Below are 12,936 nucleotides of genomic sequence, written 5' to 3'. Positions count from 1 at the left end.
AGGCCCCACGGACGAAAACTAGCGCGAACTAACGCGAACAGCAGCGTCTATGCGAACGCAAAGACAGCCTGCGCGGCGCTTATTCCAGCACGCGCCCCTTCGTCTCGGGCAAGAGCAGCGCCGTCACGATCACCACCGCGTACGCCCCCGTGGCAAACGCGCCGATGGCCCAACCCAGCCCGTGCGTCTGGCTAAGAAAGCCGACCAGGCTGGGAAACAGCGCACCGATGCCGCGCCCGAAGTTGTAGGCAAAACCCTGGCCCGATGCCCGCACGCCCGACGGGAACAACTCGGTCAGGTAAGCGCCGATGCCGCTGAAAATGCCCGACGCGGCAAAGCCCAGCGGGAACCCCAGGAACAGCATCTGGTGATCGGTCAGCGGCACCTGCGTGTACACATAAACGCTGATGGTCGACAGCACCGAGAAGATCAACAGGTTTGCGCGACGGCCCAGGCGGTCGGCCAGATAAGCCCCCGCAATGTAGCCGCAGAACGAGCCGAAAATAATGACCATCAGGTAACCACCCGTGTTGAGCACCGACAGTTGGCGCTCCACCTTCAGGTACGTCGGCAACCACGTGGTGATGGCGTAGTAACCGCCCTGCACGCCGGTGCAGAGAATGGCCGTGATGACGGTGGTCTTGATCAGCGCGGGCGAAAAGATCGTCCAGAACGACGCGCGCGCCTCGCCCGCCTGCACCTTGGCCTGGGCGCGCTTGAACACTTCGGGTTCGGGCACGTTCTTGCGGATGTACAGCACCAGGAAGGCGGGCAGCACGCCGATCCAGAACAGGCTGCGCCATGCCCATTCGGGCGGCAACAATGAGAACGCCACGGTGTACAAGACCGCCGCTGCGCCCCACCCCACGGCCCAGCCGCTTTGCACGGTGCCCACCGCTTTGCCCCGGTGTTCGGCGCGCACGATCTCGCCCATCAACACCGAGCCCACGGCCCACTCGCCGCCAAAGCCCAGGCCTTGCAACGCGCGCAGCACGAACAACTGCTCGAAGTTCTGCGCAAAGCCAATGGCCACGGTGCACGCCGAAAACCACAGGATCGTGTACTGCAGGACGCGCACGCGGCCATAGCGGTCGGCCAGAATGCCGGCCAGCCAACCGCCGATGGCGGAGAACAGCAGCGTTACCGTGCCCAGCATTCCCGCCTGGCCCTTGTCGATGCCCCACAGGGTCATCAGCGTGGCGATCACGAAGGTGAACACCATGAAGTCCAGGGCGTCGATGGCCCATCCGCCGAACGCGGCAATGAAGGTGCGGCGTTCGGTCTTGTTCAGCTCTCTATACCATTGCATGGCTTGTCTCTTGGGTGATTCTGAAGGTGCTGGCGCTTAGCGCGCCGGGGTGAAGCCGTACAGGCGTTCGGGGTTGCTGACCAGGATGCGGTGGCGCACGTCGGCATCCGGCGCCCACTGCGCAAGCTGGTTGCGCAAGCGGCCCGTGTTGACCATGCGCGTTTGATGCACGTGGGGCCAATCGCTGCCCCACAGCATGCGGTCGGGCGCGGTGTCGATCAGCGTTTGCGCCCACGGCGTTACGTCGCTGAAATCGTCGAAGCGGTCGCTGATGCGGTAGGCGCCAGACAACTTCACCCACCAGCCGTGGTCGCGCACCAGATGCTGCAAGGCCAGGAAGCCCGCGCTGTCGGTGCCATCGGCCACCGGCATGTGCCCCATGTGGTCCACCACGCCCGGCACCGGCAGCTTGCGCATGCGCGGCAGCAGGTCGGGCAATTGGCGCGCATCCATCAGGAACTGCATGTGCCAGCCCAGCCCGGCAATGCGGTGCGCCAGCGTTTCCATGGCGTCAAAGCCGATGCCGCCACCAAACAAGACGTTGAGGCGCTGGCCGCGCACGCCGGCGGCATGCATGGCTTCCAGTTCCTGGTCGCTGACGTCGGGCGCGACGACGCCAACCCCACGCAGTTGCTCGGGATGGCGGCGCAGCACTTCCAGCATGTAGCGGTTGTCGGTGCCATAGACGCTGATCTGTACCAGCACCCCGCGCGACATGCCGGTCTGGCGCAGCATGCCCAGGTAAGCGGATTCCGGCGCGGGCGGCGGCGTGTAGGTGCGCTCGGGCACCAGCGGATACGCGCTGCTGTCGGCGGCAACCACGTGCGCATGCGTGTCGCAGGCGCCGGGCGGGATGTCGAAGGTGGCGGCGTCCATGTCGGGCAACGGGGCCAGGCACAGCGGCGGTTCTTGAGACGGCTGGCCGGACGGGGTGGACGGGATGGTACTCATGCGTATGTCTCCTTGTTTCATGATCGCTTGGTGATCATGCCAGCAGATCGGGGTGGCGCCAAAGGAACTGGCAACAAAGCGGCTGGCGCCACCCCGGCCTTCAGTTGACGGTGATGTTGGCGTCCCGGATCAAGGCCGCGAAATGCGGTACGTCACGCGCGATCAGCGCCTGGAATGCCGCCGCGCCCTGGTCTTTGCCGGCGGGCGCCTGCGCCGCCAGCTTGTCCAATGAATCGCGCACGCCGGGGCTGTTCAAGGCTGCCGCCAGCGCCTGCTCCAGGCGCGCGATGACGGCGGGTGGCGTGCCGGCCGGCGCGGCGATGCCGTTCCAGACGCTCATGTTGAAGGCCGGCACCCCGGCTTCCGCAAACGTCGGCACATCCGGAATCTGCGGCAGGCGCGAGGCGCTGGCCACGGCCAGGGCTGTGACGCGCTTGCCTTCATGGATGGGAATCATCGTCACGGTCTGGTCGATCACCGCGTCCACCGTGCCGGCCATCAGGTCGGCGATGGCCGGCCCCGCCCCGCGATACGGAATCTGCATGCCCTGGGTCTGCGTCACATGCATGAAGTAGGCCGCCGCGATGTGGCTGGTGGAGCCGGACCCCGCATTGCCGAAGTTCACCTCCGCACCGTTCTTCTTCATGCGCGCAACGAAATCGGGCAGCGTGGTGATGCCGCTTTTCTTGCTGACCGACAGCACCATCGGCACCGTGGCCACCAGGCCGATGGCGGCCATGTCGCGGCGCGGATCGAACTTGGCCTTGGGATACAGCGACGGCGCGATCGCCAGCGAACCCATGTTGCCGAAGGTGATCGTGTAGCCATCGGGCGCGGCGCGCGTCACGCGCTGATTGCCGATCATGGTGCCGCCGCCGCCCAGGTTTTCCACAACGACGGTCTGGCCCAGATTCTCGCCCATGGCCTGCGCCACGATGCGGGCCAGACCATCGGTGGAGCCGCCCGCCGCATAGGGCACCACCATCGAGATGGACCGCGTGGGGTAGTCCTGCGCGCCTGCGTTGGCGCCAAGCGCAAGCAGGCCGACGGCCAGGGCCGCCCGCAATGTCTTCTTCATGTCTCGCTCCTTGCTGTACGTGCCGGCGATAGCCGGCCCCTCCGCCTGGTACCGGCGGTTATGGGTAATGCAGGTTGAAAAAAAGGCGCGGACCGTGCCGCGCCGTAGGGTGAAATCTAGGAATCCGCTTTCTTTGCGCCCAGCTCCACGCCCGCCAACTGTTCCGACAGGCGCGCCACGGCGGTGTGATCCTGCCCCTTGCCCAGCGTCTTGCCGGCCGAGGCCCAGAGCTCGCGGCACAGCGACGCGAACGGCGTGGGCGTGCCGGTATCGGTGGCGATGCCCAGCGCAATGCCCAGGTCCTTCACCATCAGATCCAGGCCGAAGCCCGAGTTGAATTCGCGCGACAGCACGAACTGCTTGAACTTCTTTTGCGTGGAATTGTTCATGCCGGTGGAGGCGTTCAGCACGTCCACGATCACGTTTGGATCCAGGCCGAATTGCTGGCCGATCAGCATGGCTTCCACGCCGATCAAAAAGCCGCCCGCCGACACCAGATTGTTCAGCGCCTTCATCGCGTGGGCGCTGCCCACATCGCCCACCGGGGTGATGGACGTGCCCATGGCCGACAGTGCCGGGCGCACGCGCTCAAGCGTCGCGGCCGGGCCGCCGAACATGATGGACAGGTCGCCGGTGCGCGCGCGCGGCACGCCGCCGGACACGGGAGCATCCACCATCTGCCCGCCCGCTTCGGCCACGGCCTGAGCCAGGCGCTGCGTATGGGCCGGCACGCCCGAGCTCATCTCCACCACCACGCTGCCGGCACGCAAGCCGGCCAACACGCCGTCGGCGCCGCTCAAGACTTGTTCAACGATGCCGCTGGTGGGCAGCATGGTGACGATGATGTCGCTTTGCGCGGCCAGCGCCGCGCACGTGGCGGCCGCCTGGCCGCCCACTTCCCGCGCGAACTTATCGGCTTGGCCCGGCACGGCATCAAACACCGTCACCGCGAAGCCGGCCTGCACCAGCCGCGCCGCCATCGGCCAACCCATGCTGCCGATGCCGATCAGGCCCACGCGTTCTTGCGCTGCGCTCATGCTTGCTGCTCCTTGAAGGCGCCCTCTTCTTCCAGCACCTGGTTGGCCACTTTGAAGGCGTCCAGCCCCGCCGGAATGCCGCAATACACAGTGGCTTGCAGCAGGATCTCTTTGATCTCTTCCACCGTGACGCCGTTGTTCAGCGCGCCCTTGACGTGCAGCTTGATCTCGGCCGGACGGTTCAGCGCCGTCAGCATGGCCAGGTTCAGCATGCTGCGCGTCTTCTTTTCCAGGCCCGGACGGCCCCAGGTATAGCCCCAGCACCATTCGGTGGTGATGTGCTGGAACGCCATCATGAAGTCGTTGGCGCGCGCCAGCGAACCATCCACGTACTCGGTACCCAGCACCTCGCGACGCAGGTTCAGGCCTTGGTCAAACAGGGCTTGGGTTTCGGATTTGATGTCTGCCATGAGTTCCTCGTTGGTGATGGTGATGGGCAATTACGGGGTCGATTGTCAGCCCATTTTTGTCGGATCGTCAATAGTCGGATTGTCTGACAATATGCTTGACTGCGTAAATATTGAGCACAATAATGCCGCAAAGCGCCGGGCTGGCTGCCGTGCGCCCATTCCCCATAAAAGCCAGGAGACAAGCATGAAAAGCAACGCCAAACAGGTAGTGCGTCACGCAGCCGTGCGCCACGCAGACGTGCGCCGCTCAGCCGTGCACCAAGGCCGCCGGGATTTTGTCGCGGGACTGGGCGCCGCCGCGCTGGCGGCCTCGCTGCCGGGCATGGCGCGGGCGGCGGCGGCCGAGATCAATGTCGGCGTCATCCTGCCGCTGTCCGGCGCCAACGCGCAGTTCGGCATCAATTCCCGCCAGGGGCTGGAACTGGCCGCCGACGAGATCAACGCGGCGGGCGGCATCAAGTCGATGGGCGGCGCCAAGCTCAAGCTGATCATCGCGGACGCCACCTCGCAACCCACCACCGCCGCTACGGTGGCGCAGCGCCTGATCACGCAGAACCGCTGCGTGGCCATCATCGGCGCGTACGCCTCGTCGCTGACGCTGGCGGTGTCCGAGGTGACCGAACGCCGTGGCATTCCGCTGTTGACCATGTCGTTCTCGGACATGCTCACCGAGCGCGGCTTCAAGCACATCTTCCAGGTGGTGTCCAAGGGCTCGGTGCTGGGCAAGGCTCAGTACGATTACGCCGCGTCGGTTGTGGCCGGCGCGTCCGACATCAAGAAGATTGCGCTGCTGTACGAAGACACGGCCTACGGCACCTCGCAGGCGGTGGGCGTGCGCAACGCGGCCAAGGCGGCCGGCGCCCAGATCGTGCTGGACGAGGCCTACCCGCTGGGCATCACCGACGTGACGCCGCTGATCAGCAAGCTGCGCGGCTCCGACGCGCAGATCGTATTCCCCATTTCGTATCTGAACGACAGCCTGCTGATCATCCGCGTGATGCGCCAGCAACGGCTGACCGTGCCCGTGGTGGGCGGCGCGGCGGGCTACGTCATTCCCGACTTCGCCAAGGCACTGGGCCAGTACGCCCAGGCGGTGCTGTCGATTGCGCCGGCCAACTACGACCAGGCGCCCGAATACACCGAGCGCTACCGCAAACGCTTCGGCACCTTCATGCCGCACGAAGCGCTGGAACACGCCGTGTGCGCGGGGGTGCTGGCCGAAGCGCTGGAGGTGGCGGCGTCCGACAAGCCCGAGGCCGTGACCCAAGCCCTGCGCGCCAAGAAGTACGACCAGGGTTGGGCGGGCGTGATGTCGGGCGGCGGCGTGCATTTCGACGCCAAGGGCCTGAACACGCTGGCCCAGCCCGTCATGGTGCAGTGGCAGAACAACGAGCTGGTGTCGGTGTGGCCGCAGGCCTTGGCCAAGGGCCGCGTCATCAGCGCCGGCTGAACGCCACCTTGAGCGAAAGATAGAAAGCAGAGGGGGAAGGTCATGCAATTCTTGCAGGCGCTGGTGGACGGCATTCTGCTGGGCGGCGTTTACGCGGTGATCTCGATCGGGCTGACGCTCGTCTTCGGGGTGGTGTCCATCGTCAACTTCGCCCAGGCCGAGTTCCTGATGGTGGGCATGTTCGTGGCGTACTTCGCCTGGAAACTGCTGGGGCTGGACCCGCTGGTGGGGTCGCTGCTGTCATTCGCCGTGGCCTTCGTGCTGGGCGTGCTGACGCAAAAGTTCCTGATCAACCGGGTGATGAAGGCGCCGGCCGTGGCGCAGATTTTCCTGACGGTGGGCTTGCTGATCGTCATGGAAAACCTGGCGCTGGTCCTGTTCGGATCGGAGTTCCGCTCGGTGCAGACGTCCTACCAGATGACGGCGCTGGCCGTGGGCCCCATTCTGTTCAGCGCGCCGTATCTGCTGGCTTTCGTGGTGGCGTCCGTGGCCGGGCTGACGCTGTGGTGGGTGCTGAAGAAAACCTGGTGGGGCATGGCCGTGCGAGCCACCGCGCAAGACCCGATGGCCGCCCGGCTGTCGGGCATCTCTACCCACCGCGTGCATCAGTTGGCCTTCGGCCTGGGCGTGGGGCTGACGGCCCTGGGCGGCGGCATCATCCTGCCGTATCTCACGGCATCCACCACGGTCGGCGCGCAATTCAGCGTGCTGATGTTCACGGCGGTGGTGCTGGGCGGCCTGGGCAGCGTGATGGGCGCGGTGGTGGGTGGCGTGGCGGTGGGCGTGATCCAGTCGCTGTCGTCGCTGGTGCTGCCCATGCAACTGCAAAACCTGGTGCTGTTCGCCATCTTCATTCTGGTCCTGGCCGTGCGCCCGGAAGGTCTTTTGAAAAGGGCGGCATGATGCGCATGAATCGACAACTCTTGCCCTGGGCGCTGCTGCTGGCGGTGGCGTTGGCGGCGCCCTGGTTGATGGAAGACCAGGGCTACGCCATGCGCGTCGTGACGCTGGTGCTGCTGTTCGCGGCCATGGGCCAGTCCTGGAATATCGTGGGCGGGCTGGCCAATCAGATCTCGTTGGGCCATGCGGCCTTCTTTGGCCTGGGCGCCTATACGTCCACGCTGCTGCTGATGCGCTATGGCATTTCGCCCTGGCTGGGCATCGTGGCCGCGATGGCGGTGGCGGCGCTGGCGGGCGCCCTGCTCAGCCTGCCCACCATGCGGCTGCGCGGGCATTACTTCGCGCTGGCCACCTTGGCGTTTGGCGAAGTGCTGCGCGCCATCGCCAACACCTGGGCATCAGTCACGGGAGGGCCGGTGGGCCTGTCCATTCCGTTTGCCGAAGGCTGGGCGCAGATGCAGTTCAAGTCCAGCATTCCGTACTACTACCTGATGCTGGGGGCCGCCATCATCACGTCGCTCGTCTTCGCGCTGATCAGCCATTCGCGGCTGGGCTACCGCCTGCGCGCCGTGAAGGCCAACCCGCAAGCGGCGGAAGTCATCGGCGTGAACACCGCGCAAACGCGCATCCTGGCCGCCGTGGTGTCCGCCGCGCTGATGGGCGCCTGCGGCACGCTGTACGCGCAGTTCATCTACTTCTTCGACCCGGACACGGTGTTCTCGCTGGTGGGCGTGTCGGTGCGCGTGGCGCTCATCTGCATCATCGGCGGCGTGGGCACGGTGGCGGGGCCGCTGATCGGCGCGCTGGTCATCATTCCCTTGGAAGAGGTGTTCAACGATTGGCTGTCGGGCCACACGGCCGGCGTGTCGCAGTTGGCGTTCGGCCTGATCCTGATCGCCATCATCCTGATCGAGCCGCGCGGCCTGTCGGCGTTGTGGGCGCGGCTGCGCAACCTGAAGCGGGGCCAGCATGCCTGACATCCTGAAAGTCTCGAACATCCAGCGCCGCTTCGGCGGCCTGAAGGCGGTGGACGACGTGTCGTTCAGCGTGGCGCGCGGCGACATCCTGGGCCTGATCGGGCCGAACGGCGCCGGCAAGACCACGCTGTTCAACCTGTTGATGGGCTTGTACGCCAGCCAGGGCGGGCGCATCGAACTGGAAGGCCGCGACGTCAACGGCCTGCGTCCCCACCAGATCGCGGCGTTGGGCATGACGAAGACCTTCCAGAACGTGGCCCTGTTTCCCGAGATGACGGTGTTGGACAACGTGCTGGTGGGCGGCCTGCTGCATCACGACGTGCCGCGCGCCCGCGAGGTGGCCCGCGACAGCCTGGATCGCGTGGGCCTGTCCGCCATTGCCGCCAAGCCCGCCGGCGAACTGTCGTTTCCCGAACAGGCGCGGGTGGAACTGGCGCGCGCGCTGTGTACCGACCCCCGGGTGTTCCTGCTGGACGAGGTGATGGCGGCACTGAACGAAACCGAGATGGACACCATGCTGGACCTGATCCGCACGCTGCGCGACGAATCCGGCATCACCTTCATCGTGGTGGAACACCACATGCGCGCCATCATGCGGCTATGCAACCGCATCCTGGTGCTGTCGTTCGGGCAGAAGATCGCCGAGGGCAGCCCAGCCGAGATCGCGGCGAACCCCACAGTCATCGAGGTCTACCTGGGCAAGTCGATGGAGCACATGGAGGCCGGCGCATGAGCCTGTTGCAGATTCGGGGGCTGACCGCCTCCTATGACCGCAGCCCGGTCTTGCACGACGTGTCGCTGGAGGTGCCGGAAGGTGGCTTCATCGCGGTCGTGGGCGCCAACACCGCGGGCAAGAGCACGCTGCTGCGCTGCGTATCGGGTTTGCTGGACAAGGTCAGCGGCAGCGTCGTCTTCGACGGGCAGGACATCCTGCGCCTGCCGCCGCACCGCATTCCCGAGCTGGGCATTGCCCATGTGCCGGAAGGACGCCACGTGTTCCCCGAGATGACCGTCGAGGAAAACCTTTACCTGGGCGGCTACACCCGCCGCCGTGACGGCGCGGCCCTCAAACGCGGCTGCGACGAGGTCTATGCCTTGTTTCCCCGGCTACTGGAACGCCGTCGGCAGGCCGCCGGCACCTTGTCCGGCGGCGAGCAGCAGATGGTGGCGTTCGGCCGCGCGCTGATGCTCAAGCCCCGGCTGCTGCTGCTGGACGAACCCAGCCACGGCCTGGCGCCCAAGGTGGTCGAGGAAATGCACCAGGCCATGATCGACATCCACCGCAGCGGGCTGACCATTTTGCTGGTGGAGCAGAACACGCGGCTGGCGCTGTCGGTGGCTGAACACGCCTACGTGCTGCAATCCGGCGCCATGGTGCTGTCCGGGCCCAGCCACGCGCTGATGGAAGACAGCCGCGTGCGCGAAGCGTACCTGGGGCTGTAGCGATGGGGCCAAGGCGATGGGGCTCAAGCGATGAGGTTAAGGCTATGAGGTTAAGGCTATGACCCGCCGGCGGGATATATTGCGTCTTTACGTTGAATCGGCGGTGCGCGGCGCCCTGGCCAAAAGCCTGGATGACGCCTTGCCCCCGCCGCCACGCTAAGCGAGAGACAGCCATGCCCACCCCCACCGGTGCGATTTTCGAGAAGCCCACCACCCTGCGCACCCGCGTCGAGGAATATCTGCGCGGCGCCATCATGGATGGCCATATCAAGGGCGGTGAACGCCTGCGCGAAGTGGAGCTCTGTGAGCAACTGAGCATCAGCCGCAGCACGCTGCGCGAAGCCCTGCGCACCCTGGAGGCCGAACGGCTGATTTCCATCGAGCCCCATCGTGGCCCCACGGTGGTGCGCATCACTGAAAAAGCGGCGCACGACCTGTATGCCCTGCGCGCGCTGCTGGAAGGCTTTGCCGCGCATGAATTCGCGCGCCTGGCCAGCGATGCCGACGTCGACCGGCTGCGCAAGGCCGTCGACGCGCTGCACCGCCAGGCCAAGGGCAGCAACAAGTCGGCGCTGCTGGCCGCCAAGCGCGATTTCTACGACGTGCTGCTGTCGGGCTGTGACAACGACCTGATCAAGGACATGCTGCCGGGGCTGCTGTCACGCATCAACCTGCTGCGCGCCACCTCGTTCGCGCGCCCCGACCGGCTGCCGGAAAGCATGGCCGAAATCGACGACATCTACGAGCGCATCCGTGCTCGGGACCCACAAGGCGCCCAAGCGGCCGCACAGAGCCATATCGTGAACGCGGAACGCACCGCGCTCGACGTGCTCAGGCGCCAACAAGAGGAGGCATCAACCCGTGAAGGCGACCGTCCAGGAACTGAGGGCCGTAACGGCCCTGGCGCAGCAGGATAGCGAATTCATCAGCGCAGCCAGGGGCCTGCCCTGCGCCATCTGGCTGCAAGTAGGCGCTGATCCTGAAGACCGGATTTGCGCCTGGGCCGGCCAGCCCGCCGCCCCCTCGCAGTGCATCGTCATCAGCGCCTTGCCGGACACCTGGCACAAGCTGATGACCCCCACCCCACCCCCCGGTTACCACTCCTTCACCGCCGCGCATCGGCAGGCTCAGGGCCTGCGTGTCAAAGGCGATGCGCTGGCCATTGCGCAGGCGCTACATCCCCTGGAACGGCTGTTTGAAATCCTGCGCGGGCAGCAGGACGACGCCGCGCCCTCCGACGTGCTGGACCGCGGCAGCATCACCGGCCATTACGCCACGCTGGATCTGGGCGACACCCGCACTTCCCTGTATGTTGAAACCAGCGGCCTGACGGACGGCCCGCCGCTCTTGATGCTGCACACCGCCGGCGCCGATTCCCGCCAATACCACGCGCTGATGGCCGACGCCGAGCTGCGCGCCCAATGGCGAATGATCGCCTTCGACATGCCCGGCCATGGGCGCAGCATGCCCCTGCCCGGCCGCGCCTGGACCGATACCCGCTTGACCCGCGACGCCTACCTGCACACCTGCCTGGCCGTGATCCGCCAACTGGCGGGCGCGCCCGTCGTCCTGCTTGGCTGCTCGATGGGCGCGGCGATGGCTTTGGTGATCGCCGCCCGCAGCCCGGCGGACGTAGCGGGCGTGGTGGCACTGGAAGCACCGGACAAGGCCGTTGGGCGCCGCACACCCATGCTGTGCCATCCCCAGGTGAATCAGGCGGCGCACAACCCGGCCTACGTGCGCGGGCTGATGGGCCCCGCCGCCACCTTGCACGCGCGCCGCGAGGCGGCCTGGATCTACGCGCAAGGCGGCTACAACGTCTACGCCAACGACCTCTGGTTCTACAGCGAAGACTTCGACGCTTCCCAACACCTGGACGGCCTGGATACGCGCGCATTCGGCGTGTCGTTGTTGACGGGCGCCTACGACTATTCGGCCAGCCCGGAAGATTCTCGCCGCGTCGCCGCGCGGATTCCTGGCGCGCGCTTTACCGCCATGCCGGACCTGGGCCACTTCCCCATGGTGGAAAGCCCACAGCGCCTGATGCACTACCTGAAGCCCGAACTCGACCACATCCGAACCACCCGGGGAATCGCATGACGCTGCCTGAATACGAAGTCTATGCCCTGCGCTATGCCACCGTGGCCCGTCGCCGCGCGCAGAACTTCATCACGCCGCCCGACCCGCACGACGGCCCGATGCCCATGGATTATTTCGTCTGGGTCATCCGCCGGGAGCAGCGCGTCTGGCTGGTTGACACCGGCTTCAACCACGCCGCCGCCGACGCACGCGGCCGCGACTTCCTGCGCTGCCCGATCGATGCCTTGAAAACACTGGGGCTGGCGCCCGACGGCATCCAGGACGTCATCGTCACGCACCTGCACTACGACCACGCCGGCAACCTCCGCAAATTACCGCATGCCCGCCTGCACTTGCAGGAAAGCGAGCTGCACTACGCCTGCGGCTGCAACATGCGCTTCGACATGCTGCGCCACGCCTATGCGGTGGAAGACGTGCTTGATGTGGTGCGGGGCGTGTACGACAAGCGGGTGGACTTCTACAACGGCCACGACGAGATTGCGCCGGGCCTGCAACTGCTGCACATCGGCGGCCACACACAGGGGCTGCAAGCGGTGCGGGTGCATACGGCGCGCGGCTGGATCGTGCTGGCCTCGGATGCCAGCCACTACTACGACAACATGGGCCTGGATGCGCCGTTTCCCATCGTGCTGAACGTGGCCGACATGCTGGCTGGGTACGAGACCTTGCTACGCCACGCCGAGTCGCCGGACCACATCGTGCCGGGACACGACCCGCTGGTTCGAAGCCGCTACCCCAGCCTGGTGCAAGGCGACACCGAAGTCGTGGCGCTGCACCTGCCTTGCCTCCCTTCGGATTAAGCCCTTACAGCGAATACCGGTACTCGCAATTCAGCGTGGCGGTCAACGGCGTTGCCGTCTGCGCGCCCGTGGCCGAGCGTGGGCGGGGCGCGGTCAGTTTGGCCTGGAAGGTGCCCGAGCGGTCGCCGCTGTCGCTCGTCTTTTCCACCGCCATGCTGGCAGGCAGCGCGTACAGGGTCAGCGCGGTGCCGGGGGACGGCACGCGCAGCAGGAACACCGATTGCGGGAAATCCGAGACCACGAAGCTGCCGTCGCTTGTGCTGTCGTTGAAGCTGAGCTGTGCGTCGAAGTAGCTCAGCGTCAGGTTCAGGTCTTCGGAAGACGGCGACGGGATGACGCCCTTCAAGGCCACCTTGCCGCTGTCCGACAGGCACGACAATTCGGCCGGGGCCGACCCGGCGTGGGCCGCCCCAATCAATAACATGCAGGACAGAAACGAAATCGCGCGTGCGGGCATGTGGGCTTCCTTGCAGGGTCGGCG

14 protein-coding genes are annotated in these 12,936 nt (G+C 66.2%); 8 read left to right on the top strand and 6 right to left on the bottom strand.

Annotated features, from left to right (window positions below; genetic code table 11):
- Positions 1-79: 79 nt before the first annotated feature.
- The 5 genes from CVS48_RS08785 to CVS48_RS08765 form a co-directional block, all read right to left on the bottom strand.
- Entirely contained in the window at positions 80-1,309 is a 1,230-nt protein-coding gene (locus tag CVS48_RS08785; protein ID WP_100854103.1) for an MFS transporter, read from the bottom strand.
- A gap of 36 nt (positions 1,310-1,345) precedes the next feature.
- On the bottom strand, positions 1,346-2,260 hold the full coding sequence (locus CVS48_RS08780) for an amidohydrolase family protein (protein ID WP_100854102.1): 915 nt from the start codon (positions 2,258-2,260) through the stop codon (positions 1,346-1,348).
- Positions 2,261-2,360: 100 nt separating this feature from the next.
- Positions 2,361-3,338, bottom strand: coding sequence for a Bug family tripartite tricarboxylate transporter substrate binding protein (locus CVS48_RS08775; protein ID WP_100854101.1), 978 nt, complete (start codon positions 3,336-3,338; stop codon positions 2,361-2,363).
- A 116-nt stretch (positions 3,339-3,454) separates the two neighbouring features.
- Entirely contained in the window at positions 3,455-4,375 is a 921-nt protein-coding gene (locus CVS48_RS08770) for an NAD(P)-dependent oxidoreductase (RefSeq protein ID WP_100854100.1), read from the bottom strand.
- Complete coding sequence (locus tag CVS48_RS08765; RefSeq protein WP_008163645.1) at positions 4,372-4,785, bottom strand: carboxymuconolactone decarboxylase family protein; 414 nt, start codon at positions 4,783-4,785, stop codon at positions 4,372-4,374. Before CVS48_RS08765 ends, CVS48_RS08770 begins: the two co-directional genes overlap by 4 nt.
- 184 nt (positions 4,786-4,969) lie before the next feature.
- Between CVS48_RS08765 and CVS48_RS08760 the strand changes: the two genes are divergently transcribed.
- The 8 genes from CVS48_RS08760 (at position 4,970) to CVS48_RS08725 (ending at position 12,455) form a co-directional block, all read left to right on the top strand.
- Positions 4,970-6,235: an ABC transporter substrate-binding protein gene (locus tag CVS48_RS08760; protein WP_100854099.1), complete on the top strand. Its 1,266-nt coding sequence runs from the start codon at positions 4,970-4,972 to the stop codon at positions 6,233-6,235.
- Between the two features lie 42 nt (positions 6,236-6,277).
- Entirely contained in the window at positions 6,278-7,138 is an 861-nt protein-coding gene (locus CVS48_RS08755; protein ID WP_100854098.1) for a branched-chain amino acid ABC transporter permease, read from the top strand.
- 5 nt (positions 7,139-7,143) lie between these two features.
- Positions 7,144-8,112: a branched-chain amino acid ABC transporter permease gene (locus CVS48_RS08750; protein WP_242001337.1), complete on the top strand. Its 969-nt coding sequence runs from the start codon at positions 7,144-7,146 to the stop codon at positions 8,110-8,112.
- Positions 8,105-8,845, top strand: coding sequence for an ABC transporter ATP-binding protein (locus tag CVS48_RS08745; protein ID WP_100854097.1), 741 nt, complete (start codon positions 8,105-8,107; stop codon positions 8,843-8,845). Before CVS48_RS08750 ends, CVS48_RS08745 begins: the two co-directional genes overlap by 8 nt.
- Positions 8,842-9,555 (top strand): ABC transporter ATP-binding protein, encoded by a 714-nt coding sequence (locus CVS48_RS08740; protein ID WP_100854096.1) that lies wholly within the window; start codon positions 8,842-8,844, stop codon positions 9,553-9,555. The genes CVS48_RS08745 and CVS48_RS08740 overlap by 4 nt, the downstream gene beginning before the upstream one ends.
- A 173-nt stretch (positions 9,556-9,728) precedes the next feature.
- Positions 9,729-10,472 (top strand): GntR family transcriptional regulator, encoded by a 744-nt coding sequence (locus CVS48_RS08735; protein WP_100854095.1) that lies wholly within the window; start codon positions 9,729-9,731, stop codon positions 10,470-10,472.
- The gene (locus CVS48_RS08730) at positions 10,417-11,655 is read left to right on the top strand and encodes an alpha/beta fold hydrolase (RefSeq protein WP_100854094.1); all 1,239 of its coding nucleotides are present in this window, start codon (positions 10,417-10,419) and stop codon (positions 11,653-11,655) included. The genes CVS48_RS08735 and CVS48_RS08730 overlap by 56 nt, the downstream gene beginning before the upstream one ends.
- Positions 11,652-12,455: an N-acyl homoserine lactonase family protein gene (locus CVS48_RS08725; protein WP_100854093.1), complete on the top strand. Its 804-nt coding sequence runs from the start codon at positions 11,652-11,654 to the stop codon at positions 12,453-12,455. The genes CVS48_RS08730 and CVS48_RS08725 overlap by 4 nt, the downstream gene beginning before the upstream one ends.
- Positions 12,456-12,459: 4 nt before the next feature.
- Here the strand turns inward: CVS48_RS08725 and CVS48_RS08720 are convergent, their stop codons facing one another.
- Entirely contained in the window at positions 12,460-12,912 is a 453-nt protein-coding gene (locus tag CVS48_RS08720; RefSeq protein ID WP_100854092.1) for a hypothetical protein, read from the bottom strand.
- Positions 12,913-12,936 lie beyond the last annotated feature (24 nt).

Origin of the sequence: Achromobacter spanius (genome assembly GCF_002812705.1) — a bacterium.
GTDB lineage: Bacteria > Pseudomonadota > Gammaproteobacteria > Burkholderiales > Burkholderiaceae_B > Achromobacter > Achromobacter spanius.
Note: the sequence above shows the minus strand (reverse complement) of the source record. Positions and strands in the feature narration are given on the sequence as shown.

What these genes read in the sequence shown, in the direction of transcription:
- CVS48_RS08785 (WP_100854103.1), bottom strand. Translation starts at nt 1,309, where the DNA reads ATGCAATGGTATAGAGAGCTGAACAAGACCGAACGCCGCACCTTCATT.
- CVS48_RS08750 (WP_242001337.1), top strand. Translation starts at nt 7,144, where the DNA reads ATGAATCGACAACTCTTGCCCTGGGCGCTGCTGCTGGCGGTGGCGTTG.
- CVS48_RS08725 (WP_100854093.1), top strand. Translation starts at nt 11,652, where the DNA reads ATGACGCTGCCTGAATACGAAGTCTATGCCCTGCGCTATGCCACCGTG.
- CVS48_RS08775 (WP_100854101.1), bottom strand. Translation starts at nt 3,338, where the DNA reads ATGAAGAAGACATTGCGGGCGGCCCTGGCCGTCGGCCTGCTTGCGCTT.
- CVS48_RS08765 (WP_008163645.1), bottom strand. Translation starts at nt 4,785, where the DNA reads ATGGCAGACATCAAATCCGAAACCCAAGCCCTGTTTGACCAAGGCCTG.
- CVS48_RS08735 (WP_100854095.1), top strand. Translation starts at nt 9,729, where the DNA reads ATGCCCACCCCCACCGGTGCGATTTTCGAGAAGCCCACCACCCTGCGC.
- CVS48_RS08720 (WP_100854092.1), bottom strand. Translation starts at nt 12,912, where the DNA reads ATGCCCGCACGCGCGATTTCGTTTCTGTCCTGCATGTTATTGATTGGG.
- CVS48_RS08760 (WP_100854099.1), top strand. Translation starts at nt 4,970, where the DNA reads ATGAAAAGCAACGCCAAACAGGTAGTGCGTCACGCAGCCGTGCGCCAC.
- CVS48_RS08740 (WP_100854096.1), top strand. Translation starts at nt 8,842, where the DNA reads ATGAGCCTGTTGCAGATTCGGGGGCTGACCGCCTCCTATGACCGCAGC.
- CVS48_RS08755 (WP_100854098.1), top strand. Translation starts at nt 6,278, where the DNA reads ATGCAATTCTTGCAGGCGCTGGTGGACGGCATTCTGCTGGGCGGCGTT.
- CVS48_RS08770 (WP_100854100.1), bottom strand. Translation starts at nt 4,375, where the DNA reads ATGAGCGCAGCGCAAGAACGCGTGGGCCTGATCGGCATCGGCAGCATG.
- CVS48_RS08745 (WP_100854097.1), top strand. Translation starts at nt 8,105, where the DNA reads ATGCCTGACATCCTGAAAGTCTCGAACATCCAGCGCCGCTTCGGCGGC.
- CVS48_RS08780 (WP_100854102.1), bottom strand. Translation starts at nt 2,260, where the DNA reads ATGAGTACCATCCCGTCCACCCCGTCCGGCCAGCCGTCTCAAGAACCG.